This window comes from Aliiglaciecola sp., from assembly GCF_039982535.1.
GTDB lineage: Bacteria > Pseudomonadota > Gammaproteobacteria > Enterobacterales > Alteromonadaceae > Aliiglaciecola.
Window position 1 is genome coordinate 132,629 of sequence record NZ_JBDWYG010000025.1, and the last position, 25,425, is coordinate 158,053.

At 40.2% G+C, this 25,425-nt stretch carries 22 protein-coding genes; 14 read left to right on the forward strand and 8 right to left on the reverse strand.

Going from position 1 to position 25,425, the window contains the following annotated elements; genetic code table 11:
- Positions 1-13 precede the first annotated feature (13 nt).
- A complete protein-coding gene (locus ABJV04_RS05765) occupies positions 14-598 on the reverse strand; it encodes a DUF3299 domain-containing protein (RefSeq protein WP_348490354.1) in 585 nt (194 codons plus the stop codon).
- 373 nt (positions 599-971) lie between these two features.
- Here ABJV04_RS05765 and ABJV04_RS05770 point away from each other — a divergent pair, with 373 nt between their 5' ends.
- Both ABJV04_RS05770 and ABJV04_RS05775 read left to right on the forward strand, forming a co-directional pair.
- A complete protein-coding gene (locus tag ABJV04_RS05770; RefSeq protein ID WP_348490355.1) occupies positions 972-1,433 on the forward strand; it encodes a hypothetical protein in 462 nt (153 codons plus the stop codon).
- A 302-nt stretch (positions 1,434-1,735) separates the two neighbouring features.
- Entirely contained in the window at positions 1,736-3,787 is a 2,052-nt protein-coding gene (locus tag ABJV04_RS05775; RefSeq protein ID WP_348490356.1) for an ATP-binding protein, read from the forward strand.
- A gap of 61 nt (positions 3,788-3,848) precedes the next feature.
- Here ABJV04_RS05775 and ABJV04_RS05780 read toward each other — a convergent pair whose 3' ends face one another.
- Together ABJV04_RS05780 and ABJV04_RS05785 are read right to left on the reverse strand one after the other, a co-directional pair.
- A complete protein-coding gene (locus ABJV04_RS05780; protein ID WP_348490357.1) occupies positions 3,849-4,226 on the reverse strand; it encodes a hypothetical protein in 378 nt (125 codons plus the stop codon).
- A 121-nt stretch (positions 4,227-4,347) separates the two neighbouring features.
- Positions 4,348-4,836: a hypothetical protein gene (locus ABJV04_RS05785; protein ID WP_348490358.1), complete on the reverse strand. Its 489-nt coding sequence runs from the start codon at positions 4,834-4,836 to the stop codon at positions 4,348-4,350.
- 458 nt (positions 4,837-5,294) lie between these two features.
- Here ABJV04_RS05785 and nrtS point away from each other — a divergent pair, with 458 nt between their 5' ends.
- A complete protein-coding gene (gene nrtS / locus ABJV04_RS05790) occupies positions 5,295-5,489 on the forward strand; it encodes a nitrate/nitrite transporter NrtS (protein ID WP_348490359.1) in 195 nt (64 codons plus the stop codon).
- Positions 5,490-5,546: 57 nt separating this feature from the next.
- Positions 5,547-7,196 (forward strand): methyl-accepting chemotaxis protein, encoded by a 1,650-nt coding sequence (locus tag ABJV04_RS05795; protein WP_348490360.1) that lies wholly within the window; start codon positions 5,547-5,549, stop codon positions 7,194-7,196.
- 81 nt (positions 7,197-7,277) lie between these two features.
- Here ABJV04_RS05795 and ABJV04_RS05800 read toward each other — a convergent pair whose 3' ends face one another.
- Entirely contained in the window at positions 7,278-8,216 is a 939-nt protein-coding gene (locus tag ABJV04_RS05800) for a hypothetical protein (RefSeq protein WP_348490361.1), read from the reverse strand.
- 279 nt (positions 8,217-8,495) lie between these two features.
- Between ABJV04_RS05800 and ABJV04_RS05805 the strand changes: the two genes are divergently transcribed.
- The 3 genes from ABJV04_RS05805 to ABJV04_RS05815 all read left to right on the forward strand — a co-directional run bounded on the left by ABJV04_RS05805 (position 8,496) and on the right by ABJV04_RS05815 (position 12,155).
- Positions 8,496-8,669, forward strand: a complete 174-nt coding sequence (locus ABJV04_RS05805; RefSeq protein WP_348490362.1) for a hypothetical protein — start codon at positions 8,496-8,498, stop codon at positions 8,667-8,669.
- Positions 8,670-9,055: 386 nt separating this feature from the next.
- Complete coding sequence (locus tag ABJV04_RS05810) at positions 9,056-11,146, forward strand: TonB-dependent receptor (protein WP_348490363.1); 2,091 nt, start codon at positions 9,056-9,058, stop codon at positions 11,144-11,146.
- Between the two features lie 286 nt (positions 11,147-11,432).
- The gene (locus ABJV04_RS05815; protein ID WP_348490364.1) at positions 11,433-12,155 is read left to right on the forward strand and encodes a tetratricopeptide repeat protein; all 723 of its coding nucleotides are present in this window, start codon (positions 11,433-11,435) and stop codon (positions 12,153-12,155) included.
- A gap of 49 nt (positions 12,156-12,204) precedes the next feature.
- Here ABJV04_RS05815 and ABJV04_RS05820 read toward each other — a convergent pair whose 3' ends face one another.
- The gene (locus ABJV04_RS05820; protein ID WP_348490365.1) at positions 12,205-13,116 is read right to left on the reverse strand and encodes a LysR family transcriptional regulator; all 912 of its coding nucleotides are present in this window, start codon (positions 13,114-13,116) and stop codon (positions 12,205-12,207) included.
- Positions 13,117-13,221: 105 nt separating this feature from the next.
- Here ABJV04_RS05820 and ABJV04_RS05825 point away from each other — a divergent pair, with 105 nt between their 5' ends.
- From ABJV04_RS05825 to ABJV04_RS05855, 7 genes are all read left to right on the forward strand, one after another.
- Positions 13,222-13,668: a VOC family protein gene (locus tag ABJV04_RS05825; RefSeq protein WP_348490366.1), complete on the forward strand. Its 447-nt coding sequence runs from the start codon at positions 13,222-13,224 to the stop codon at positions 13,666-13,668.
- Positions 13,655-14,248, forward strand: coding sequence for a glutathione S-transferase (locus ABJV04_RS05830; protein WP_348490367.1), 594 nt, complete (start codon positions 13,655-13,657; stop codon positions 14,246-14,248). The genes ABJV04_RS05825 and ABJV04_RS05830 overlap by 14 nt, the downstream gene beginning before the upstream one ends.
- 442 nt (positions 14,249-14,690) lie before the next feature.
- Positions 14,691-15,716, forward strand: a complete 1,026-nt coding sequence (locus ABJV04_RS05835) for an alpha/beta hydrolase (RefSeq protein ID WP_348490368.1) — start codon at positions 14,691-14,693, stop codon at positions 15,714-15,716.
- Positions 15,717-15,789: 73 nt separating this feature from the next.
- Positions 15,790-18,432 (forward strand): TonB-dependent receptor, encoded by a 2,643-nt coding sequence (locus ABJV04_RS05840; RefSeq protein ID WP_348490369.1) that lies wholly within the window; start codon positions 15,790-15,792, stop codon positions 18,430-18,432.
- 67 nt (positions 18,433-18,499) lie between these two features.
- Complete coding sequence (locus ABJV04_RS05845; protein WP_348490370.1) at positions 18,500-19,657, forward strand: iron-containing alcohol dehydrogenase; 1,158 nt, start codon at positions 18,500-18,502, stop codon at positions 19,655-19,657.
- Positions 19,658-19,687: 30 nt separating this feature from the next.
- Positions 19,688-21,079, forward strand: coding sequence for an MFS transporter (locus ABJV04_RS05850; RefSeq protein WP_348490371.1), 1,392 nt, complete (start codon positions 19,688-19,690; stop codon positions 21,077-21,079).
- Positions 21,080-21,210: 131 nt separating this feature from the next.
- Positions 21,211-22,668, forward strand: a complete 1,458-nt coding sequence (locus ABJV04_RS05855) for an NAD-dependent succinate-semialdehyde dehydrogenase (protein ID WP_348490372.1) — start codon at positions 21,211-21,213, stop codon at positions 22,666-22,668.
- A 57-nt stretch (positions 22,669-22,725) separates the two neighbouring features.
- Here the strand turns inward: ABJV04_RS05855 and ABJV04_RS05860 are convergent, their stop codons facing one another.
- The 3 genes from ABJV04_RS05860 to ABJV04_RS05870 form a co-directional block, all read right to left on the reverse strand.
- Complete coding sequence (locus ABJV04_RS05860; RefSeq protein WP_348490373.1) at positions 22,726-23,667, reverse strand: LysR substrate-binding domain-containing protein; 942 nt, start codon at positions 23,665-23,667, stop codon at positions 22,726-22,728.
- A 278-nt stretch (positions 23,668-23,945) separates the two neighbouring features.
- Positions 23,946-24,533 (reverse strand): peptide-methionine (S)-S-oxide reductase MsrA, encoded by a 588-nt coding sequence (gene msrA / locus ABJV04_RS05865; RefSeq protein WP_348490374.1) that lies wholly within the window; start codon positions 24,531-24,533, stop codon positions 23,946-23,948.
- A 210-nt stretch (positions 24,534-24,743) separates the two neighbouring features.
- Positions 24,744-25,370, reverse strand: a complete 627-nt coding sequence (locus ABJV04_RS05870) for a LysE family translocator (protein ID WP_348490375.1) — start codon at positions 25,368-25,370, stop codon at positions 24,744-24,746.
- Positions 25,371-25,425 lie beyond the last annotated feature (55 nt).

The window sequence follows — 25,425 nt, forward strand, 5'->3', positions numbered from 1 at the left end:
TTCTGCAACTAAATTAATATTCATACCCTTCAATACTATCCAACGTCATGGCATAAGCCGATGTTCCGGTATCATTGCTATTGGTTTCAATATTAATCGTCCCTTCAAACCAAAACGCCACATCAAGTTGAGAAACTTTAATTCCTTCTTTAAAGGTGCCGTAAATAATTTGATTAGGAGGCGGTGGAGGCATGTGCAAACAAGCGCCAAAATATGGAACAATAAAAAACTCCACTACACGATGCTGTTCATCGGAACTAAGGGGCACAATAAAACCAGGAATTCTTACCTGTTTTTTATCGAAACTTTGGATAACTCGAGTTGAAGTCAATGCTTGCTCAAATCGCTCGGCATTTTCACTCTTCTGTTTCATACCCGACAACGCTTCTACAGAATCGAGGTCACTACCATCTTTGATTTCAACGAGAAAGTCGGGAGGATCGAGCAAAGCATCAAGATCACTCTTGGGCATTAATTCAATCCATTCTATTTCATCATAACTTGGGTTACTCGCTGCTTGGGTTGATGTAAAGGCAAGCAAAAGTAGTAAAATGAATCCACAGCTATAATGACGACTCAAAGTAATTTTTCTGTTCAACTTTATTCCCACTCTTCAATTTAGTTAGTACAAATTTTCAACTCAAAGTCTAACAACGTTATATCATAATAACAGAGGTCTAAGAAAGAATAGATCATGGTTAGTTGGTTATTTGCGGTCGTTGGTTTATCTATTGCGACCAATTGGCACTTTGAACGCTGCTGTTCGCTTTTTCATCGATAAAACTTGACCGTGACAGGATTATTTTGCTAGTTTGATAGTCGTTCATTTTGGCAATCGAGTTTATTTTTCTGTCAAAAATTCCATTTAAAAACGCTGAGTTGCTCCTGATTTTTCCGTGCTGAAATCGACACGAAAGCCAGTTTTAACGTTTTTACGAATCTCACATTCAACTGACAAATTAGGCATTAAAATGAAAAAATTAACTCTTTTTCTTGGGTATTGTTGCGTATTGTTCTCAGCATACAGCTTTAGCTGTCAGTATCATGACTACGGGACAAGTAAAATTCCTTTGTTTCCGCCATTATTACCTGAATTACATCCAGTGATGCTGCAACATTTTAGACCACCAGAGGGCGCTCCTTTGAAGGTAAGCTTGTCCACTGATGAAAATGCCTCAGCCAAAGAAGGTGCTTTTACTATTAGCTATTACATTCACCCTGATTATCATAATGTAAAAGCAGAAGTGGTGAGTAGCAAAGGGGTAAAATTGTTAGGAAATAGCACTATGTACCTGACTCGTATCCAAGGCAACCAATCGGTTAAATACCAAGCTCTTTCCGGTGACGCCAAAAAAGTTCGAGTTCGCATCTCTGCTGTACGTCGAGATATGCCTATCATAGTTGAAAAGCGAATCACTCTTTCGTCCACCTAGATCTAATCCACCAACCAAGCCGCAAATTCAAAAAAATCTGTGGGCTCAGAGTCATTAATGTTAACTAAGATGACTCAAGCCTTCAGGTGTTTCATAGGATCTTCCCCCGCAGAATTTAAAATTAAATGGAATAAGGCTGATCCTAAGTTGGGTAAAATCCGTAAAAACTAAATTAAATTGTAAATTCATTTCCTAAAAGGGTAATGTGTGGCCTCTCGGGTAAATAAAGACCCCTGACTCACGAAGTAAAACACTCAATTTGAACCTAGTTCCGGTTTAAATTAAGAAGGGTAAAAGTTGCGGTGTATAATCTAAATAAGCTGTATCAAATCACCTCTGATAACACATTATCAGATTCTGAAAAAATGATTTCTTTATTGAGATTAGGTGCTGATTACTTCCAATTAGAATTAGGCATCATTAGTGAAATAGACAACGATATCTACACTGTTAAATTTGCTATTTCCCCAGATGATTCCTTATTGCCTGACACCACTTTCAATGTAGCAGAAACCTACTGTTTACACACCTTAGAAACCGATCAGGCTTTATCCTTTTACCATGCAGGTAAAAGTCGCATTGCCCAACATCCATGTTACCAAAACTTCGGCCTGGAAAGTTATATAGGTGCCCCCTTAATCGTTGAAGGCAAACGTTTTGGTACCATTAATTTTTCCGCCAGTGCTCCACGCTCAAAGCCATTTAGTCAGGACGAACATGACTTTATAGAATTGCTATCCCATTGGGTCGGCAATGAAATTGCTCGTCTTGAAAAAATAGAATTACTGCAAAAGCAGCAAGCAGCCATGGCTCGCCAACAAAACATTTTAGAGCAAATGGGCCAAGTAGCAGATGTTGGAGCATGGGAGTTTGATTTAGTCGAAAATAAGCTTTATTGGTCTGAGGTCACAAAAAGAATCCATGAAGTAGAACAAAGCTACGAACCCACCCTCGAGTCTGGGTTAGATTTCTACAAGTCTGGTGAAAATAAACAGAGGATTACATCACTGATCACAAAGGTGATTGAAAATGGAGGGATTTTTTCAGGAGAATTTGAAATTGTTACTTTTAAAGGCAATGCCAAATGGGTAACTGTCAAAGGTAAGGCTGAGCTATATCATGGAGAGTGCGTTAGGATAATGGGTGCTTTCCAAGACATCACTGTGCAAGTAAAAAATAGAATTCAATTGGAAAGTAGGCATAAAGAACTTTCCCTCGCACTAGAAGCTCGTAGTTTATTTCTAGCTAATATGAGTCACGAAATTCGCACACCAATTAACGGTGTACTAGGAATGCTACAAATACTCGAAAGTAGCCCCCTAAATCAAGAGCAAATGCGATTTATTGGCTTGGCCAAAGATAGTGCGACTTCATTGCTTGGGATCATCAGTGACATTTTAGATTTCACTAAGATAGATTCAGATAAATTATCTCTTGAAAAAGTGACCATAGACCTCAACCAATTGCTTAATAATTGTGTCGATATCTTCAACCCAAAGGTTCAAGATAAACCCATCAAGCTGGTTAAAAACTTCCAATCAACGGATAATATCTTTGTGATTTCTGATCCGACGCGATTGCGCCAAATCTGTTCCAACCTACTTTCCAATGCCATAAAGTTTACTCCTCAAGGAAATGTAACCATATCTAGCCAACTCTCAATGCAAAATAATAACCAAGCTCAGCTCTCTATTACAGTAGAGGATTCAGGAGTAGGTATTGATAAAGTTCAATTGCAGAACCTGTTTTCTCCGTTCAATCAAGCAGATGCTTCAACCACTCGAAAATTTGGAGGTACTGGTTTAGGACTTTCTATTACTCGGAAGTTATGTCAGTTAATGGGAGGTGATGTTAGTGTTGAAAGTGCACCGCATATAGGAAGCAAATTTAACGCTAGCATTAATGTTGGAATTGTTGAGAATGCAGAACAAGCCGTAGATGCTGCTGAAGTTAAACCGGCGCAGATTAGCCTTGATCATTTGCGGGTATTAATTGTCGAAGATAACGAAATTAATCAAGTCGTAATTAGTGAAATGCTAAAACAACAAAAGATTAAATTTGATATTGTGAAAGATGGAATTGAAGCCCTTTCCATACTCAAGCACGGGATAAAATTCGGTCGCGATTATTCTTTGATTTTAATGGATTGTCAGATGCCCAATATGGATGGCTATGAAACCACCCAGCATATTCGACAACTGCCAGCTCCGGTTAACTCAATTCCTATCATTGCATTAACGGCTAATGCCATGTCTGACGAACGTGAAAAGTGCCTAGCTTGTGGAATGAACGAATATATCTCCAAACCCATAGAACAAGAAAAGTTATATTCTATGCTAGGTAAATTTTCTTAGGTTATCTGCTTTATCGATTTAAAACTCACTTTGCTACCCAGCTCACATCCAAGTGCCTAACCTATTTAGATTTGCTAGCTTTAATCTTTTTGGCAATTTCCTGAAACTCGTAAGTGGGGTAAAACTCAGTTGTGAAAGATCCCCAAGCAGATTTTTCTACCGCTAAATTCAAAGTTCGCAGATCTTTGGGAGAAACACGTAACGTGATCACCTGCCCTAACCCCATTGCCACATACCAAGATTCAATTTTCATACCTTCGGGAGGAAACGATTGCCAAAATTCGTTTTTATCTTGGATAGCTTGTAGCTCTGACAAACTTTTGTCTTGTTGGTGTTTTAGGATCACAGTAACTAAAACGCTGTCACTATCAATACTGTAATCTTCTGCATTGGCAGCACTACTAAAAATTAAAACTAGGGTTATTAAGAAATACTTCATAATGCCTCCAAGACATGGTTAATTGCAGTTTCATAAATCATCTTTTGTAGAGTTAAGAATAGCAACTTAGCATGCAAGGGCATTAAAAAAATCGCGACACCCAGTTATTTAACTGAAATGACTAATCCCAACGCTGTTTATCTTCTTCAGAAGCACTTTCTTGGCACTCACCGACTAATTCAGTTTTATTGCGCATCTGCGAATAATCTAATTCAATATAACCGTGTCGACAATAACCGGTCTCGGTCAGTTTCAGTTCTAACAAATCCATTATCTGTTGACGTTTTTCTTCATCCGAGCCACCTTCATTACGCTGTACTGAACTCACTTGAGAAGAATCTTGATCAGCATCCGGCCGTCCGCGTCCTGATTGACCTTGTCGTGATCGTCCACCACCTCCGCCTTTTTTACCTTCACGCTTTCCTTCGCCGCGGCCGCCGCTTGGTTTATCCTGCTGATAAACTATTGCGACAATAAAGCGTTTCGAACCATCGGAATGTATTTCAGTAATAAATTGTTGTTGCTCTTCCTGTTCTCCCTTATGCCTGCCAGCGCACGCTGACAAACCAATTAATAAAAATACAATCAAAACACTATAGCGGTAGGACATAAATGGATTTCCAAAAAGAGAATTTAAGCAAGTATGTCTGTGACCCTTGTCTTGAAGATAGGTTCAACCTAAATATCACCTCCTGTAAGCGTATGAGTAAAGCCCGCCCGAGCATACATACACTGCTTTAGTCTAATAGATTAACCGTTGATTTGAACTACAATGAACCTTTATCAAGCGAAAATTTTTGGGCTTGGAATTTAAAAATGATGATTGAAAAGCTAATCCGGTGAAAGTTTTATTCAATTACATTGTTCTTAACTAGTCGAGTAAGATTTCTAACAAAATACAAACTTATTTCTGATTTACATGGGAACAAAATAAGTGAAAAAGTTGTTTAGAAAATCACCGCTTTCAAGCTTTTAATTCGCGTTCTTGAAGACTGAGTTTATGGTTTGTAATACATTCACTTTTCGAATTAAAAATAAATTTTTCACTGGGTTTTTAAGGTCATCACGATGTCTACAGCAAAGCAATTTAAGACAGCAATTCTAATTAGTATCGTGGTTGGAACAATACTTACGCTAATAAACCAAGGAGAGGCATTTTTTGGAGAAGCAGAAGTCGTTTGGTTTAAGGTAATCCTTACCTATATTGTCCCTTTTTGTGTATCAATGTACTCAAGCAGTATGGCGCAAAAAGATGCAAAATAAACGTCAAAATTAAGATTTTTGGATGATTCAAATCGCCTTTTTAAAACTGGAAAGATAATGGATATATTTAATAAATTTAGTATCAATAACCGTCTACTTATTGGCTTTAGCGTTGTTATTTTACTGATGGTAATTCTCACAATGGTTGGCATATACCGAGTGAATATGATCGGTAGCACCCTCACCACCATGACCAACGTCAATGTGGCTAAACAAAGGTATGCAATTAACTATCGCGGCAGCGTCCATGACCGAGCCATCGCGATTCGCGATCTGGCCACAGCTGACAATACCGACTTGGTCAAAGTCCTTATAGATGATATTGAAAAGCTAGCTGAATTTTATCGTTCATCCGACCAAAAAATGCAAACAATGCGAGCCTCTGGAACGGTTTTTAGTGGCAAAGAAAATGCAATATTGCAACAAATTGATACTCTGCAGGAGCAAACTGAAAGAGTAATTCAGAGTATTATAAACGCTAAAACAGAGCGAACAAATGCTGACGGTTTAACATTGCTGAAGAATGGCGGTAGCCAACTTTTTGTTCAGTGGCTGGCAAGTATCAACGAGTTTATTGATTTACAAGAAGCAAAAAACATCTCCGCGACTCAAGAGATTTTAGAAAATGCCTCCTCCTTTAAAACCACAATGTTAGTTCTTACCTTAAGTGCATTAGGACTGGCGATTCTAGTTGCCTATATCATTGCCAATAGTGTTAAAGCCTCACTTGGCGCTGAACCTGCCATTGCTGCAGCGTCTCTTTCAGAAATAGCTCAGGGCAATTTGGTGCAATCATTCAACACTAAACATGAGTTTAGTATGTTAGCCACTATGGCGAAGATGCAAGAACGTCTACGCAAGATAGTACTTGAGATAGCCGGGGCTTCACATGACTTAAAAGAACAGTCAACAGTGGTCACAAAAGGCTCAAAGGAAATCGTCTTACTTGCTCAAGAACAAGATCAGTTAACCGTTAGCACTCGCACCCAATTAAGCGACATTAAAGAAAATATCTTGGTGGTTTCTGAAACTGCCTCCAATAACAAAGTGAACGCCAAGAAGATGGTGGAGCGCGCTAACAATGGCATAGACTCCATGTCATTGAGCGTAGAGGCCATGCAAAATGTGGCGACCACAGTTTCTCAAGCGGTAGATCAAATTAGTAAGTTAGAAGCGCTAACTAACCAAATCGGTGGAATTACCAATGTGATTAATGGCATTTCTGACCAAACTAACTTGCTTGCCCTAAATGCAGCAATAGAAGCCGCTCGTGCGGGTGAATCAGGCCGAGGCTTTGCGGTGGTTGCCGACGAAGTAAGACAGTTAGCGTTACGAACAGGCGAAGCCACTAGTGAAATACAATCAACTATTGAAGAAGTGCAAAGAGAAACCTCCACTGCAGTATCGGTGATGCAAAATACCTTACCGAAAGTCGAAGATGGGCAGTCAAAAACACACAATGCAATGAATTTATTGCAGGAAATTGAAGAGAACGCGAATAATTCATTTAGTAACGCGACCATTGTTGCTGATACCGCTTCAGATCAGGTGGATGTAATAGGCACAATAAATGGAGTCATGGCACAAATTGATGAAATTAACAAAAAAACAGTGTACTCATTAGAGCAAAACGACGCTGCAACCATTGCTTTGGATAGACTTGCAGAAAAACTCAATAAAGAGGTCGGTTTCTTTAAAACCAGTTAACCGTTTTCGATGGGGTTGAGGCTTTTCAAGGCGAGGTCTAACCAATTAGCTAGCTTGATTGGGATTCCCCCCCTAACCAAGCTAGTTGTTGTCTTCGGGGTTAACTTTTTTAATCGCCTGGCGAATTGCAGTTCTAGGTACTTCGTCCAGTTTCAGTACATAAGCATTGCCGCCAACTCCGCGAAAAGACTCATCAGTGAATACAACAGTATTATCATCTAAGAAAGTAATCGCTTCTTTTTGGGTGACAATACCTAAATCGATGCGTGATATATCCCCTGAAAAAAACTTATCGTCTTGATAGTTCTCGAATAGCCAAATACTGGTTGAATCCAATAAGGCTAATTGTTTTCTGTTGGGGCTTAATGCGGCAGATGTTATCCAACATAGTTTCCCCATAGTTGTACAAGTTTTAAAAGAGCCAATTAGTTCAGCATCAAAATTGGCCGCATGATCACCCACTTTATAAACATTGGTAATACCATCGAAAGGTTCTGTTCTATTCTTAGTAAATAAATATAAATGCCGATCAAACTCCACAAATGCTTCTAAATCGTAGTTTCTTTTATCCGGCGTTACAGGTGTGTCGTCTAATTCAGGATAGGTAAACTTGATGATTTCCGCTTCTGTAGTGTTTCCCTTTATATCAATGGGGTTTTCTATCTTGTAGATAGTCAGCCATCTACGGGAATTATCGTTATTGCCAAAATCCCCCAGAAAAAAATGACCAAAACTATTTTGGGTCATATCTTCCCAATCAATGTTCTTGGCATTGGTTACTAAGATCTCTTTGGCAATAGAGCCGTCCGCAGTAATTTGGTAGAGCTTCGGGTCATCTCCACTATCATTTATGGCCCATAAACGCCCTCTTTTATCTATCTCAATACCTGAAATCTCATGGAGTTTAGGATCAATATCGATATGTTTTTTACTGTAGAGAGTGTAAATAGATGAGCCAATTATTATTACCGCAATGATTACTGATACGGTAATCAATTGCCAAATACTACGTTTCAACATGAATTTTTTGCTATGCCTAACAATATGTTGGCGCAAGTATCGCCTATGCGTGATACAAAAAAAAGCAAATTACGCTATTCCTAATTATTCCACTAGTGTTTTACTTGGAAATAGAGTTGGAACGAACCTCAACAGATTATTTAGGTTGAATTCGCCGCCCTTCCCCACATATCTATGATGATGTAGATTTTATGTGTTTTGCATTCCAGTGGTTAACCCACGAACACTTATAACACCCGCCAAGGGTAGTAAGTAAGGCTAATAAATAAAGGAGTAAAAATGACTGTATTAATATTGCTAGGTGTTTTATTTATTAGCCTGTTGGTTGTAATTCCACTACTTGAACGTTCTAATTTTAGATTATCTTCGCAACAAATGTCTAAAATGAGTCGCTGGATATTACCTTTGTTAGTGGTGATGGTAGTGATTCAGTTAATAATGTATTACACATAAAATAAGCAATACTAGCTCTCCAGTTGTTGCCATTGTTGAAACTATGACTCAAAGAAAAAGCGACAATGGCAATTTGAAATTTAACCTAATGCCCATTAATAGCAGTTCATAATTCTTTAACCACTGGCACTGAATCCAAAACCCAATTAAAGAGCCCTCATCAATCAAGGCACCGTTCAATCAAAGCACTGTCCAATCAAGGCACTGTTCAATCAAGGCACTGTTCAATCAAGAGACTGTCGAAATTAATTTTTAACGACAATTTTTATGTCGATTTGTTCCATTATATTCACTATCAGCCCACAAATAGGAATTGATATCATTCGCGTTTGTGTTAACATCCTCTTCCACACAATTTAGTTAAACTATTTTTTTCAGGACTTTTCATGCAATTAAACCAGATTTTCATTGGCGTTAGCTTAGGCCTAATGTCACTATCAAGTGCAGCTCAAACACCGGACTCGAGCAGTAGTGAAAACGATCTTGAAGTCATTAGCGTAAATGGTACTTACTTTAACGACTACCAAGTGCAGGATGCCTCTGGTGCTATGCGTAGTAACATCCCACTATTGGAAACCGCGCAAGCAGTGACGGTCATTCCAGACACTATAATTAATGAGCAGTTAGCTACTACTTTGGGTGAAGTACTTAACAACGACGCAAGTTTATCTCCAGGTACTAAACAACGTAACCGTGAAGTATTCAGCTCTAGAGGGTTTGAATTAAGTTCATCTACTGGTTATCTGCGCGACGGACATCAGCACTGGTCTCACTATCAACAACCAATTGAAACCTTATCCCGTGTGGAAGTAATCAAAGGTCCTTCAAGTATTTTATACGGACAATCTGCACCAGGCGGCCTTATCAACATGGTCACTAAACAGCCAACTAAATCACGTCTTCTAGAAGTAACAGCAGATACCGATCAACATGGTTCTACCCGATTTATGCTTGATGCGGGTGGCGAAATCATGGCAAATACTAACTACCGTGCCGTTATTGTTAAACAAGACGTAAATTTTGATCGCGATTATCAAAATGGTGAAACCCGTGAACGCGACCGTTTCTTAGGTTCTCTTGTCCTTGAGCATCAGTTCAGCGACAACTTTATCTTAAACGTACATTATGATCGTACCAATGATAAAGCCGGTTTAGACACTGGCGCATGGCTTGATAGCAATGGCGAAGTAGTTAGCGAAAAGCACACAATTAATGACTTTTCGTGGGCATTTACTGATATCACAGTAGAAAATATTGGCGCTAAATTAACCTATTTCATCAACCCTGAATGGGAAGTGAAACTTGGTTATAACGAGCAAACCTTTGAACGCCAACGCTTTGAATCATCACCGAGTTTCCCCTCAGGTTACCAAGCTGGTGATAGTTATAACTCAAATCCTTACGATCGTTTCGATGACTGGCAGTTTAAAACGGCATTTATCGATTTAAACGGTGAAGTCAACATCGGTGGTGTTGAGCATAACCTATTATTTGGTGCTAACGGCTTAGATTATTACTACGGTCAATTAATAGAACGAGGCGATACCATTACCTATACTCCGGGTGAAATTGAACCCTCAGTTCCGGATCTTGACTATCACAGAGATGAAACCCTTAGTCTTACTGAATACGATTATTATGGGGTTTATTTCCAAGACTTAATGACATTCAATGACCACTGGCAAGTAGCCATTGGTGGTCGTTTCGACAAGCAAAACCGTGATGGCGCTGATAACGAGTCATTATTACCTAAAGTTGGTGTGCTTTATCACCCAGCTGAAAACAGTACTATCTATGTTAACTATTCAGAAGGTTTTGAGCCTCAATCAAGTGAAACTATTGAAAATGAGTTAGATAGAAACTTCGGTATGGAAATTGATGCAACTACCTCTAAGCAAATTGAGATTGGCGCTAAGTGGGAAGTATCAGACCGTTTGTTAATCAATACCGCTGTTTTCAATATTGAGAAATCGGGTACTCTAATTTCTGAGCAATTGAATGACGACCCAGATTATGAAACTGTGACTACTCAGTCTGGTTTGCAAACACATAAAGGTTTTGAAATATCAGCCCAAGGTGCGGTTACCGATAAGTGGTTTGTAATGACTTCTGCAATGTATTTACATGCTGAATATGAAGTTGACGAAACTTTTCAAGGCAACACTCCTGCCGATGCTCCAAAATGGTCTGCTTCAATTTGGTCTCGTTATGAAGTGAATGAAAAACTCGCTCTTAATGCCGGTGTTTTCTATCAAGGTGAACGTTTTGCCGACAATGCCAATACTGTAAGCAAAGATGGTTATGCTCGTGTTGATGTAGGTGCAACTTACCGCACTCATTTAATGGGTAAAAACGTCGATTTTCGTTTGAACATTGAAAACCTTTTAGATGAAGACTATCTAGCAGGTGGTGGCACTAATAACGTCACTATCGGTGATGGTGCTACTGCAAGACTTGCAGTTAAAGCATCTTTCTAAACTAAAAACACTTGCCCTCTTTGGTTGAGCTACGCGGTTCAACTAAAGAGGGTGCTTAATAGTTTGTCAATACAGCCTAAAACCTCCCCCCTTTTTTCCATTCTAAACATCTGTTTGTAATAGCAATTTCATTTTTAAAAGTTCATTGAATCGAGTTTGATTAGCTTGTAATCTAAAAATAGATTGTTCGGGTAACAAACCTACAATTGGCCACTATCTAAGTTGATATCAACTTTTCCAAACCAAATTAATGATTAAAACTTAAAACCCAGGTTGTAACCCAAAAATGAAAAATTATTATCTACTATCAATTTTGCGATCCTTTTGCTTGCTCACAGTACTTTTTGCCCCCGCGTCTTTTCACAGTTATGCAAAAGACAGTTATAAGATTGATACAAACCTAGAAGAGTCAATTAGGTGGTATACCGGTGAAACGGGAAAAGTGGATGATCCTAAAGCTAAAACATTGCTTGAAACCGCGGCTTTAACCAAAGATCCCCTCGCAGTGATGTGGATAGCAAGAGTACATTCAACAGGCAGAATGGGATATCCAGCAGACAAAGATAAGGCAATTGAAATTGCTAAAGGTGTCATCGCTCAGGTTGAGGAATTAGCAGAGCAGCAAGTACCAGAAGCAACCTTTTTGATGGGAACGGCTTATGCAGAAGGACTTGGAAAACACAAAGATCCCCAACAAGCAGTAATATGGTATCGACGTGCGGCCTTGCTAGGTAACGTGCTTGCTCAGCATAACTTGGGAAATGCGTACTCTTCGGGAACCGGCATCGAACAAAATTATGAGTTGGCGGCAAAATGGTGGCTAATGGCCGCTGAGCAAGGCGACGCCATTCCCCAGTATCAACTAGGAGTACTGTATGAAACCGGGAAAGGTGTCAATAAAGACCTCGATGTAGCCAAAAGCTGGTATCAAAACTCGGCAACAAGGGGTTATATCAAAGCTAAAACCGCACTAGGCAGATTGAACCGAATAGAGCGCTTAAATCGATAACAAAACACTAAGCCAAGGGTCAAAAACTACTTGGCCGCGCATAAATTGTTTAATCATTTAAAGCTGCCACTCGAGCTTTTAATTTAGGTGCGGCAAAATCGAGAAAGCTTTTCATTTTTTGTGGCATATACTTTCTGGTTTTATGAAGCAGATGCACAGGCAAAGGTTCTGGTTCGAATTCAGGTAAAACAATTTTAAGACTGCCAGCGTCTACTCCCCGCTTGACTTGATAATGGAGTTGCTGAGTTGCCCCTACTTTATTAATCGCCGCATGTACAGCAGATTCGCTATCGGTAACCGTCAATCGAGAAGCCACATTAACACTCACAGGGGGATCAGAATGAGAGAACCGAAAACTCCAATGAGGAATTGTCATATTGGTTTTTAAGGTGACGCAGGGAAAGTGAGTTAACCCTTTAGGTGATTCTAGTGCAGGATGCTGTGCTAACAGACTAGGATTAACACAAGTAACAATTCGCATTTTACCTACTGGGGTGGCAATCATCGAACTATCCGGCAGTTTACCAATGCGAATAGCCATATCAACCTCATCTTCAAATAGGTTCACATTTCCATCTGCTAGCAGTAACTGCACATTAATATTGGCATACAAGGATAAAAACTCAGTCACTATTGGTAAAACATATAAACGACCAAACATCACCGGGGCGGTAATAACCAAATCGCCTCTAGGCTCTAAATACTCCCCCTTTAAATCACTTTCAGCGTCTTCTACTTGTTCAAGGATCCTTCTGCAAGCGGTGATATAGCTAAGGCCAGATTCAGTGAATGACAATTTCCGGGTCGTCCGATGTATCAAACGCACCCCAAGTTGACTCTCTAGTTCAGATATCTTCCTGCTCAAAGTGGGTAAAGGTACGTTTAGTTGCTTGCTTGCCTTAGAGAAACTGCCTGCCTCTAAAACTTTTATCAGCATGGACATTGCTTCTAATCGATCCATTATTATCTCATTTTTTGAAAATATCTTTACCAAATTTACCGTATTATCATTTAAATAACAAAATGTCATAGTGTATTTTTGATGCTACCAGGACGACAAAATACGATGAGCTTTCTGCCTCCAATTAATCCTCAGGCCGCTATTGCTTATGACCACGTTGGTATTAGGGTGAGTAATAGACAAACTGCACTCCATTTCTATGAACGCCTCGGATTTAAAGAAACATATCGAATTCCAGAGGGGGAAGCCAATGAAATGGTGACCCCTGCAGGCGTGCGAATTAATCTGATTTTTAATGGTGCAAAATCAAAAGATCAAAAGAATGTCCTACTAGACGAAGCCATTAAACGACCCGGTGTTACCCATCCCGCTTTCATTATTCAGGATATGCGTGAATTCCAAGACTGGTTAGCAAAAGAGGGAATTAGAATTACTGAAGGCCCGAAGAAACTAGGACCGCGGAGAATATCACTGTTTATTCGTGACCCAGATGGGAACGTGCTTGAATTTAATCAATTACTACCTGAGGAAGGAAATAATGAAGCTATATGATTTAGAGCTATCAGGAAATTGTTACAAAGTAAGGCTATTTGCTTCACTGGCAGATATTCCACTAACGATAACTCCTGTGGATTTCATGCAAGGTGAGCACAAAGAAAAACACATACTTGAATTAAATCCTTGGGGTGAAATCCCAATACTACAAGATGGCAAAGTGGTGCTGCGAGATGCGCAAGCCATACTAGTCTACTTAGCCAGTAAATTTGGCGGCGAAGCATGGTGGCCAAGTGAGCCCCATTTAAAGGCGGATGTAATGCAGTGGCTGTCTGTGGCCTCCAATGAAATTCAACACGGCCCTAATACCGCTAGGCTAATTGAAAAATTCAATATTCCAAGTGATATGGCGTTATGTGTAGAGCGCTCTGAGAGAATATTAGAATTAATCGATAATCACTTAAGTACCCATGATTGGTTAGCAGCAGGTCGACCAACCATCGCAGATTGTGCCGTTTACCCCTATGTGTCTGTTGCCCACGAAGGAAACATTTCCATGCTGCAATATGCCAATATTAGCGCTTGGATGAACCGAGTAGAGCAGTTACCTGGCTATGTTTCGATGCCAGGAAATTAGTTAACTAAGAGTTTGAATCAATTTATATCACTGCGTTAATTATGATCTGAATCCATCTCTAAAATAGCAAAGGTAAGTGGTCATTTACCTTTGCCTATTTCGTTCTCCCTTTTTTAAGTTTGAAAGCTTACTCAAGCTCACTTCTTTATCCCATATGCCGGTGTTCCTTTTCCCTTGCACTCTGTAGTCATCTGTCTATTTGTTATTATTTTTACAACTTTCATCAAAATAAATGAAACAATTTATTTACCTAAACAAGCTCAAATCCACGCAGAAACATCACACAAACCACTGTTTTAATTACAATTCTCAAAGGTGTTGAGTATATGTCAACAGGGTGTTTCATTTATGTTGCTTGAGGGTGCCATTTATAAGATGTAAAAACTAACCACTCGCAGAATACATAAAAATAACAAAAAACTAACAGTGGCTAGGAATGATGTTGTCAAAAGACGCAAATAAACAAATAAGTCAGACCGAAAAAGAAAGCTTTTTTGGCGGTCAAAACAATGTAAAGGAAAATGTTGTTAACCATGCTTTAGCAGCAAGTTCAGGCCTCGATGAGCAAGCTAAAGAAGTGCTTAATTATATTCACTCTTTACCTCCAGCATACGAGTTCGAGCCTAAATATGTTAGACAATTTAGGAAAAACCCTTACGAACACGAAGATGTTACCAATATCACGCGAGAAGATATTACTATTGATTGTGAAAGCCATAAGTTAGACGCACGAGTTTATAGGCCTGCCTCCACCCATGAAAATCTGTACCCTACACTTATCTATTTTCATGGGGGAGGTTTTGTCCTTGGCGATATTGAGTCTTACGATAAATTCCTTGCCCAGCTTTGTGTGCAATCGAACGTTGTCATTATTTCAGTGGCTTATCGACTTGCCCCAGAAACCGTATTTCCAGGTGCTATAGAAGATACTCAAGCGTCCACTGACTGGATTGTAAACAATGCACAATCGCTGAACCTTGATCCAACTCGCATTGCTTTAGGGGGTGACAGTGCCGGTGCTAACTTAGCCATCGTTTATTGCTTATTGAATAAGGATAAGTTTCAACCCTATTTCCAATTATTAATTTATCCCAGTATAGCCGGTAACGATTCCACTCCAAGTCGTGAGGCTTTCTCAAAAAATTTACTATTAACAGAGAATTTATTGAAATGGTTCCATCAACTTTATATTACTGAGGAAGATGAAAATGATCCCCGTTTCAACATCTTAAATGCCGAGGATTTTAGTCATCTACCCCCAGCATTTATTTTAACCTGTGGCTTTGACCCCCTTAGGGATGAAGGGCAAATGTTCGCAGATAAACTCACCGAAAATAACGTAGCAGTTAAACATTCTTGTTACACCGACATGTTTCATGGGTTTATCAACTTTGGCGTATTACAACAATCAAAAGACGCAGTCACTGAGTGCGCAATGGTGCTCAATTCGGTGATGTACCAAAAGTAATTAGCCAAAAATGAGTACGACACGTTTTTACCTAAAACGATTTTTCAGGACACACACTTTCGGGACACACACTATGAAAATAACTAAAAAATTAAGCTCAAAAAAATTATTAGCGATTTCGATATCGGCGGCGCTTTCGTTTGCCTCTAGTGCTCAAGAAACACCAAATAACGATGAATCCTTTGATAGAATCCAAGTAACAGGTTCTTACATTAAACGCACCTCAGTGGATGCTGCAGAGCCTGTACAAGTGCTAGATTACAATTACATTCAATCTACCGGTGCCACCACGGTTTCAGAGCTGATCGGAAAGTTAGCGATTTCTTCCGGAGCTGAGAACCAAGCTGACTCTTTTTCACAAGCCGCTAGCCAAGGAACAGGTAATGTGAATTTACGAGGTTTAGGCTTAAGTTCAACATTGGTGTTGATCAATGGTCGTCGTCAAACAATTTCAGGGGCACTGACCAATGATGGCAGTGTATTTGTGGATACCAGTCATATTCCTATTGATGCCATTGAGCAAGTAGAAGTGTTAAAAGAGGGTGCCGCTTCTACGTATGGTTCGGATGCCATTGCCGGTGTAGTTAACTTTATATTACGTAAAGATTTTGAAGGGTTTGAAATTAACGCTTCGATCAGCAAAGCAGACGATAGTAGTCAAAAAGACACTGACATTGGCTTTTTATGGGGAGCTGAATTTGACAACACCTCGATTGTAGTAGCAGGTCATTACTTAGACAGAACACCACTTACCATTGCTGATAGACCTGAGTTAGGTGATGTAGCATTTAGCTCTTTGGGTAATTCATTCTTACTTTTGGCTGATGCTGAGGTAGCCGATGGACTCTACGCTGGGAGCTATGGAGCCTTTGAAAATGTACCTGACCCCACTTGCTTAGATGATTCCTTAGGCATGATAATTCCCCAAGCATATGGTTCACGCTGTGGTTTTAATTATGGGCCTTTATATAACTTAGTGAATACTGAAACCCGTGCACAACTGTATAGCAATATATCTCATGATTTTGACAACGGAATTGCTTTATCTGCTGATTTGAGTTGGAGCTCAAATGAGGTAAAAGATAACCCTCAATCACCTAGTTACCCGGACTTAACTTTTCCATACATTGGTCCTACAGACTCAGGTAACCCATTTGGTGTCGGTGTCGTTTGGTTAGGTAGACCTTTAGGAGCTGATTATGAACCCGCTTTATCACCCCGTGAAAATGATACTTTCCGCACCTCGTTAAGTTTAGTAGGTGACTTTGATAATGGTTGGAGTTGGGACACAGCATTAACTTACAGTAAAAATAACTATAAGCAGTATCAGCAAGACCAATTGAAATCAAGATTAGTAGCAGCATTAGCAGGGGTGGGTGGTCCGAATAACGATGAGCTGTTTAACCCTTTTGATCGCTCTAGCCTTAGCCAATCAGTTATCGATGACTTTACCTATATGACAGAATCAGAGAAAACCACTGATTTGTTGGTACTTGATGCTGTTGTTAGTGGTGATTTATATGAAGTTTCAGCCGGAACAATTGGTTTTGCAGCTGGTATTCAAGCGCGAACTGAAAGCTTTAAAGTTGAAACCGATGATGTAAATGAAATCAGATTTGATGACGAAGGCAACCCTATCCCAGTTGATTTAATCTTTCTACAAGGTTCGTCAGAAGTTGATGCTGATAAAAACACCTTTGCACTGTTTGCTGAAAGTGTTATCCCTGTTTCAGAAGACATTGAAATAAAAGCAGCGCTGCGTTATGAAAAATTAGAAAATGATTCAAGTGTCGATCCCAAAATAGCCGTTCGCTGGCAAATATCTGATCAATGGATTATGCGCGCATCTGCAAGTACCGCCTTTAGAGACGCATCGTTATCACAGAAAAATGCTTCATCGGCAGTTATTACCAGTATTACCGATTACAACGATGACGGTACCGCAAAATCCAGTGCCTTTGTCGGGGTTATTGCTACAGGTAACGAGGATTTAAAACCTGAAGAATCTGACAACTACAATATAGGTTTGATTTTTAAACCAACTGATAACTTGGATTTTAAAGTAGACTTCTGGCGTGTTGATTACACCAATTTGATCACTGTTGAAAATGCTCAGGGAAAGTTGATTGATGATCCAAATGGTGTAGATATTATTCGTACTGAGGCTGGTTTCTTATCTTCTGTCAAAGTTAACTACTTTAATTCATCGTCGGTAAGTGTTGAAGGTATTGACTTCGAATCGACATGGACTTTATCAGATCAGTTTAATATTAGTTTAAATGCATCGCATTTTAATTCGTACGAACTGACTAAAGATAACGGTGAAGTAGTTGAAGCAGCTGGCTCGTTTAATATTGATAACTTTGCTCGCTCAATGCCTGAAACCAAAGGCTCTGTAAACTTTAATTGGTTGGGTGAAAGCCAAAGAGCTTCAATTAATGTTAACTATGTTTCAAGCTATGACACTGGAGTAGATGTGTCGGCTTTACCAAACGAAAGTTCAACAGTAGACGCATTTACAACTGTAGATATGCAATATTCGGCTAATTTTTATATTACCGATGACAGTGAAGCTGTATTAACCTTAGGTATTAAAAACCTACTCAATGAAATGCCACCACGTGCTTATATTGCTGAAGGCAGCTTAAGTTATGATCCTAAACAACATAACCCACTAGGCCGTGTACTCTATGCGAAAGTGAAATTAACATTCTAAATTCGTTCCCATAGTTGCAGAAATCAAAGAGGGGGCTTCCCCCTCTTTCCAACAATAAGTTAAAAATATGTCATTTGTTTTCAATACCACCAAATCCATTGTTAATGCACCTAACGCTGCATCTGAAATAGCTGAATATTGTTTCAAGCTTAAGGTTAAAAAGGTTTTGCTTGTGACAGATCCGGGTATTGTCAGCCTTGGACTGCACCAAAAAATAACCGCTAGTTTAAACGCCAACTCCATTCCCTTTGTGGTATTTAGCGAAGTGGAGGTTGATCCACCAACCGAAGTCATTGAAAGTGCCTTGTCATTTGCCAGAAAACACAACATTGATGGAGTTATTGGTTTAGGCGGTGGCAGCTCAATGGATACGGCAAAACTGATTGCCGCCCTAACCTACTCTAAACAAACATTAGACGACGCCTTTGGTGTCGACAAACTAGAAAATTCGCGACTGCCGCTAATTCAAATTCCAACCACTGCAGGGACAGGCTCAGAAGTGACGCCAATCTCCATTGTGACTACCGGAGAGGCAATGAAAATGGGAATTGTATCTAGCGTTTTATTGCCGGATATTGCCCTGCTTGATGCCACCCTAACGGTAAAACTTCCTGCACATATTACTGCAGCCACAGGCATTGACGCTATGGTTCATGCCATTGAGGCCTACACCAGTAAAATCAAAAAAAATATCTATTCAGATATGCTCGCAGTACAAGCCTTAAAGTTAATGTCAGATAACATCCAAACTGCCGTGCATCGCGGAGACGACATAGTAGCCCGCTCCAATATGATGCTAGGGGCAACCCTAGCTGGACAAGCCTTTGCCAATGCCCCAGTGGCGGCGGTTCACGCGTTGGCGTACCCACTTGGTGGTCATTACCACATACCTCATGGCTTAAGTAATTCCCTAGTATTACCCCACGTACTGAAGTTTAATATGCCAGCCGCAGCTCACTTGTACGCCGAGTTAGCAGAGGTGATCATTCCTAAAAGCTGTGAAAATCTTGAGTCTGATACTGAAAAGGCACAGGCTTTTATCCACCATTTAGAGAATTTGATTGCCGATATCGGCCTTCCAAATCGTTTAGCAAGTGTAGAAGTAAGTGAAGACTCATTACAAACCCTGGCTAGAGATGCAATGAAACAAGAACGATTGTTGATTAATAATCCCAGACCGATGAATGAAGCAGATGTGCTCGCCATTTATCAAGCCGCTTATTAGTTCCTTCTAATTTTTAGATGAGATAGTGAAATGATTGAAAAAACACAAAATTCGGTTGAATCGATTTCAATACCCAAGCAATCGTCAAGACAAGGTCTGTATGCGGCCTATTTAATATTTATATTGTTGTTGGCTTATACATTTTCTTTTATTGATAGACAGATCTTAAGTCTATTGGTTGAGCCGATGAAACGAGATTTAGATATCAGCGATACGCAAATGAGCTTATTGCAGGGGTTGTCGTTTGCGTTATTTTACACTCTCATGGGACTGCCTCTAGGTCGCCTCGCTGATAGTAAAAGTCGCAGAGGAATTATTGCCTGGTCGATTTTCATCTGGAGTTTAATGACCGCTGCCTGTGGTTTGGCAAAAAGTTATTGGTATTTGTTTTTTGCGCGTATGGGCGTGGGTGTGGGTGAAGCGGGATTATCTCCTGCCGCCTATTCACTTATTGCCGATAGTGTTGAGAAAAAGCACTTAGCTAAAGCCATAGGTGTTTATACCATGGGTATTTATCTTGGTGGCGGCATGGCGTTAATTGTCGGTGGTATGGTTATCCAGTGGGCCGTTGAGTTTTCTTCAATCACCCTACCGATAATTGGTGAAGTCTATGCTTGGCAAGCAGTATTCTTAGCAGTGGGCCTGCCTGGCTTATTGTTAGTGCCTTTCCTATTTACCTTAAAAGAACCCCCACGAAGCCAAAAACAAGAAAAGGCCGTTCCCGTGGCCGAGGTTCTAGCGTTTTTTAAACGTAATAAAAAGACCGTACTACTACACAATTTTGGGGCTGCACTGGCCTCAGTTGCAGGGTACGGCGCTTTAGCTTGGGTGCCTAGCTACTTAATTCGGGTACATGGAATGGAAAGTGGTGAAGTTGGTTTAGCTTTCGGTTTAATCGTTTTATTTTGTGGTGCTGGCGGTGTAATTGTCGGAGGTATTGCAGCAGATAGACGTTTCAGAAAAGGCCAAACCGATGCCAAAATGCGAGTGGCAATGTGGGCGATGATCATCGGCATCATTCCAACCTTAATCTATCCCCTTATTTCTGATCTCACCGTGGTTTTGATTATCTTGGCAATCTCCACATTTTTTGCCAATTTTATGATGGGTTTAGGACCTGCCGCAATTCAAGAAGTAGTGCCAAGTAACATGCGTGGACAATTTAGTGCACTGTATTTGTTTATCGTAAATCTAATTGGTTTAGGACTAGGTCCAACATTAGTTGCTTTGTCCACTGACTATATATTCGGTGCTCCTGAGATGGTGGGATACTCATTGTTATTAGTCTCATTACTTGCAATGGGAGGCTCAGCTTTACTATTAGGCAAATGCCTACCTCACTACCGTGCAACTATGCGCTCGTTGGAAGAGCCATCAGCGTTAGAAGAGTCTTCAGCGGAACAAGAGCCTTCAGCTAAATAAGAGCCATCAGCCTAAAAAAACTTTTAGCTAAATAAGAAGCTAATGCAGCAAAGCGCTATTACTAAAAATAGCGCCTTTGGCTAAATAAAGGCCATCAATCAACACTATTGCCAATATCAAATGAGGTTTAAATGCTATCCCTAAACGATCCCTTGTTGTTAAAAACACAACTATTTATTAATGGAGAATGGGTCGACGGTGGCTCAGGAAGTAGTTTTCCAATTGTTGACCCAGCGACAGGTTTACAAATATGTGAGATGACAAGTGGCAACAAGAACGATGTGAATTTCGCCGTTCACTGTGCTCAAAATGCTATGCAAAAGTGGCGACAAACCACAGCCAAAAACAGAGCAGAAATTTTAAAACACTGGTATGCCTTAGTCATGGAAAACATCGATGATTTAGCGTTAATTCTCAGTGCAGAACAAGGTAAACCCATAGCCGAAGCAAAAGGCGAGATACAATACGGCGCAGCCTATATCGAATGGTTTGCAGAAGAAGCCAAACGGGTATACGGCGATATCATCCCCAGTAATAACGCCAACCAAAGATTACTAACCATCAAACAACCCATTGGTGTGGTTGCTGCCATTACCCCGTGGAATTTTCCCAATGCCATGATCACTCGCAAAGTTGCCCCAGCATTAGCAGCTGGCTGCGCAGTTGTCGTGAAACCTGCTGAAGCCACTCCATTAAGTGCGCTGGCACTAGCGGAATTAGCGCGCAGAGCAGGTTTACCCAAAGGGTTATTTTCCATTGTGGTAGGTGTGGATGCCATAGAAATAGGCAAGGCTTTAACGGATCATTCGCTGGTTAGAAAGTTATCATTCACAGGCTCCACCAAGGTAGGGAAATTATTAATTAAGCAATGTGCTGATAGCGTTAAAAAAACCTCCATGGAACTTGGTGGTAACGCCCCATTTATCGTCTTTGAAGATGCCGATATTGATAAAGCAGTACAAGGCGCTATGGCTTCTAAATTTCGTAATGCAGGGCAAACCTGTGTGTGCGCAAATCGATTTTTAGTGCACAGCAGTATCTATCAAGAATTTACCGATAAGTTTGTTGAACAAGCCAAAAAGTTAAAAGTAGGTAATGGCGCTAAAGAAAACGTCACTGTTGGCCCTTTGATTAATGCAAGTGCAGTTCAAAACGTTCACAGTTTGGTATTGGACGCACAGAAAAATGGTGCGATTAAGGTAATGGGTGGAGAAGCCACTGAGTTAGGAGAGAATTTCTACTTACCCACAATTCTCACTCATGTCACCCCTGCGATGCGCATATTTAATGAAGAAATTTTTGGTCCAGTTGCGCCTATTGTTGCATTTGATACAGAAGAGCAGGCACTTGAATTGGCCAATGCGACAGAAGCCGGATTAGCCTCTTATTTATATACACAAAATTACGCCAGAATTTGGCGATTTTCTGAAAATTTAGAAAATGGCATTGTCGGTGTCAACGAAGGCATAATTTCCTCGGAGGTCGCGCCTTTTGGCGGAATTAAAGAGTCGGGTAACGGCAGAGAAGGTTCCAAATACGGCATCGATGATTATGTCGAAATAAAATATGTCTGTATGGGCGGGATCTGATAAAACAGCAATGGCGATTTGTTTGTCTAGACGCATTTATTTAGACGTTCATCGCCATTAATTTAGGTTGTCTTGATCCCACTGCTGCTGTGATTGCTGAGACTCTTTTACTAACCAATCGCGAAATGTTTTGAGGGTTTGATTGGTTTCGTAATTTTCAGGACAAACAAAATAATAAGATTCTTTTTTCAGCATCATATAATTATGGGCAACCACTAATTTACCTTCTTTTAGCAATGGATCTGCTAATGGTCGGTACATAGGAATAACCCCTAAACCGTCCACCGCAGCTTGGGTTGCCACTGCCACATTGTCTAACACAATATTTTTTTTATCGGTTTGCAATGCTGGATACTGACTGTTTGACAACCATTGAGCCCATAACTTGGATAAATGGCCATAGTGCAGCCAATTGTAATTGGCTAACTCAGTAATATCTTCAGGATTATGAGACTCATCTAACAAAGAGGGGGAGCACACGGGTTGTACGTAAACATCGATAAGCTTATCGTAATGACAACCTTGCCATTGGTCTTCGGTTCCAAGGCGAATAGCGGCATTCATATTTTCGCCAGAAAAATCAATTGAGTCATTGCCCGTATCAAAACTATTAGTGAAAAATGACAATGTTAGTTCAGGGTGATGTTGCTCAAGTTTACAAAGCCGACTCATTAACCAAGTTGAATTGACCGTGGCCGAGATACCCAATTTAAGTTTTTGGTTTTCACTTCCGTGGTGAAGGGTGTCTGTGGCCACCTTGAGATCGGCAAATATATTTGAAATAGAATTAGCGTAAACCACGCCTTGCTCGGTTAATTCCAACCCCACTTTATGGCGTTCGAAAAGTTTAAAACCAAAGTGTTCTTCGAGGTTTTTAATTTGTCGGCTAACGGCAGAACGAGTGATAAAGAGTTCATCGGCGGCTTTGGTAAAACTTAATAAACGAGATGCGGTGAGGAATACCCAAAGCGTGTTTAGCGGTGGCAAACGTTTAGACATAAAAGCCCTTTAAACTGCTGTACTTGAACGACTCTCAAAGGAAGAACTCCCGAAGTTCAATATGACAATAAGTCACTTTTCAACAAATGTGATTTGCAAGACAATATATCTTAACCCCAACAAATCAGCAAATTAGCCCGCCCCGCAGCATAAACCTACGGGGTCAGAGCCATTGCTTTTGATTGAGTCACATCAGCTTTCGCTTTAACAGTGCATTGTACACTTAGTAACCTTTGTGGGCAGCCAGCTCAATGGCACGGCTGATATAAATCGGTAAATCAGTGTTTTGTTAACTCTCCCCAAATTTCTTCCAATCGTTGGTCACGACCGCAGTTCCAGCGATATATTTTATAACGCACAGGACTCTTTTTATAAAAGTCCTGATGGCCAATTTCTTTCCCTTTAATGGGATAGAACTGCGAAGCTGTTAATATGGGAGTTACCAGCTTTTGACCCGGAAACTTGGCTTGCACCGCTGTTTTCGATTTTTCAGCAATGGCTTTTTCCTCTTCATTTGCCACAAAAATAGCACTTAAATAACTGTGACCTTTATCACAGAATTGTCCTTGAGCATCGAAGGGATCTATATTCACCCAGTAATGAGCCAAAATTTGTCGATAGCTAACAACATTGGGATCATAGGTAATTTTCACGGCTTCATAATGGCCTTTGTGATTACCGTTGTAGGTGGGATTTGGCGTTTCGCCGCCGGTGAAACCCGATACTACATCGCTTACACCATCCAACTTTTCAAAATCAGACTCCATACACCAAAAACAACCACCAGCTAAGATGGTTTCATCAGCTTGTACGTTAGCGCTAAAAATCGACACACTGAATATCAGCGCAGACACAAAAGATTTCATAGACATCCTTAAATTAACAACAACACGCCCACTCAAATATGACGTTAGTTAATAGAGAACGTGAAAGCAGCATATTAATTTCATGAACATGTGGCTCGAGAAATCGAATTCACAATTGTTTAATCGGAAAGGCAAAAAAGTGCTTAGCTAAAATTGGATAACTAGCTTCAGGGAAAAACAGATACACAGCAATTAATGTAGACGGCTAATTTAACGCTCACTTAAAACAAGTCTTAACGCTAATCCGGCAAACACCGTCCCTGCAACACGATTCATCACCACTTGCGCTTTACTCGAGCCTTTTAACCAGTCTCCTAGAAAACCAGCAAACCAAGCAATTAGGCTGAAAACAACAAGAGCGGTAATGATAAAAACACCGCCAAAAACTAACATCTGAAGAGTAACTGAACCTCGATTGGGATCGGCAAACTGAGGAAGAAAAGCAAGAAAAAATATCGCCACTTTAGGATTGGTGATATTCATAATAATGCCCCGTGAATAAAGTTGTTGCCACGCCAACTTGGTATTTCCTTTTGCTTCGAATCGAGTTGAGCCAGCTCGAAAAGCCTGAAACGCTAAATACAATAAATAAACAGCGCCGACGATTTTAAGAATATTGAATGCCAGAGCAGAAGTTTGAAAAATAACAGCAACCCCTAGTGAAACTGCGGCTGTATGAACAATTAGCCCGGTACACAACCCTAGTGTTACTAATATCCCGGCTTTACGACCATTTAGAGCAGATTGGGTTAACACAAAGATATTGTCAGGCCCTGGAGCGAAAGAAAGCGCCACAGACGCTGCTAAAAACATCAGTATTGTTTCAATGGGTATCATCTGTTCTTACTCTCCTGCGCCATCAGCATCACATCCAGACTAGAGTACCTAGCCC

Excerpts from the sequence above, each read along its gene's own strand:
- ABJV04_RS05770 (WP_348490355.1), top strand. The coding sequence starts at position 972 with ATGAAAAAATTAACTCTTTTTCTTGGGTATTGTTGCGTATTGTTCTCA.
- ABJV04_RS05780 (WP_348490357.1), bottom strand. The coding sequence starts at position 4,226 with ATGAAGTATTTCTTAATAACCCTAGTTTTAATTTTTAGTAGTGCTGCC.
- ABJV04_RS05785 (WP_348490358.1), bottom strand. The coding sequence starts at position 4,836 with ATGTCCTACCGCTATAGTGTTTTGATTGTATTTTTATTAATTGGTTTG.
- nrtS (WP_348490359.1), top strand. The coding sequence starts at position 5,295 with ATGTCTACAGCAAAGCAATTTAAGACAGCAATTCTAATTAGTATCGTG.
- ABJV04_RS05795 (WP_348490360.1), top strand. The coding sequence starts at position 5,547 with ATGGATATATTTAATAAATTTAGTATCAATAACCGTCTACTTATTGGC.
- ABJV04_RS05800 (WP_348490361.1), bottom strand. The coding sequence starts at position 8,216 with ATGTTGAAACGTAGTATTTGGCAATTGATTACCGTATCAGTAATCATT.
- ABJV04_RS05805 (WP_348490362.1), top strand. The coding sequence starts at position 8,496 with ATGACTGTATTAATATTGCTAGGTGTTTTATTTATTAGCCTGTTGGTT.
- ABJV04_RS05810 (WP_348490363.1), top strand. The coding sequence starts at position 9,056 with ATGCAATTAAACCAGATTTTCATTGGCGTTAGCTTAGGCCTAATGTCA.
- ABJV04_RS05815 (WP_348490364.1), top strand. The coding sequence starts at position 11,433 with ATGAAAAATTATTATCTACTATCAATTTTGCGATCCTTTTGCTTGCTC.
- ABJV04_RS05820 (WP_348490365.1), bottom strand. The coding sequence starts at position 13,116 with ATGGATCGATTAGAAGCAATGTCCATGCTGATAAAAGTTTTAGAGGCA.
- ABJV04_RS05825 (WP_348490366.1), top strand. The coding sequence starts at position 13,222 with ATGAGCTTTCTGCCTCCAATTAATCCTCAGGCCGCTATTGCTTATGAC.
- ABJV04_RS05830 (WP_348490367.1), top strand. The coding sequence starts at position 13,655 with ATGAAGCTATATGATTTAGAGCTATCAGGAAATTGTTACAAAGTAAGG.
- ABJV04_RS05840 (WP_348490369.1), top strand. The coding sequence starts at position 15,790 with ATGAAAATAACTAAAAAATTAAGCTCAAAAAAATTATTAGCGATTTCG.
- ABJV04_RS05845 (WP_348490370.1), top strand. The coding sequence starts at position 18,500 with ATGTCATTTGTTTTCAATACCACCAAATCCATTGTTAATGCACCTAAC.
- ABJV04_RS05850 (WP_348490371.1), top strand. The coding sequence starts at position 19,688 with ATGATTGAAAAAACACAAAATTCGGTTGAATCGATTTCAATACCCAAG.
- ABJV04_RS05855 (WP_348490372.1), top strand. The coding sequence starts at position 21,211 with ATGCTATCCCTAAACGATCCCTTGTTGTTAAAAACACAACTATTTATT.
- ABJV04_RS05860 (WP_348490373.1), bottom strand. The coding sequence starts at position 23,667 with ATGTCTAAACGTTTGCCACCGCTAAACACGCTTTGGGTATTCCTCACC.
- msrA (WP_348490374.1), bottom strand. The coding sequence starts at position 24,533 with ATGAAATCTTTTGTGTCTGCGCTGATATTCAGTGTGTCGATTTTTAGC.
- ABJV04_RS05870 (WP_348490375.1), bottom strand. The coding sequence starts at position 25,370 with ATGATACCCATTGAAACAATACTGATGTTTTTAGCAGCGTCTGTGGCG.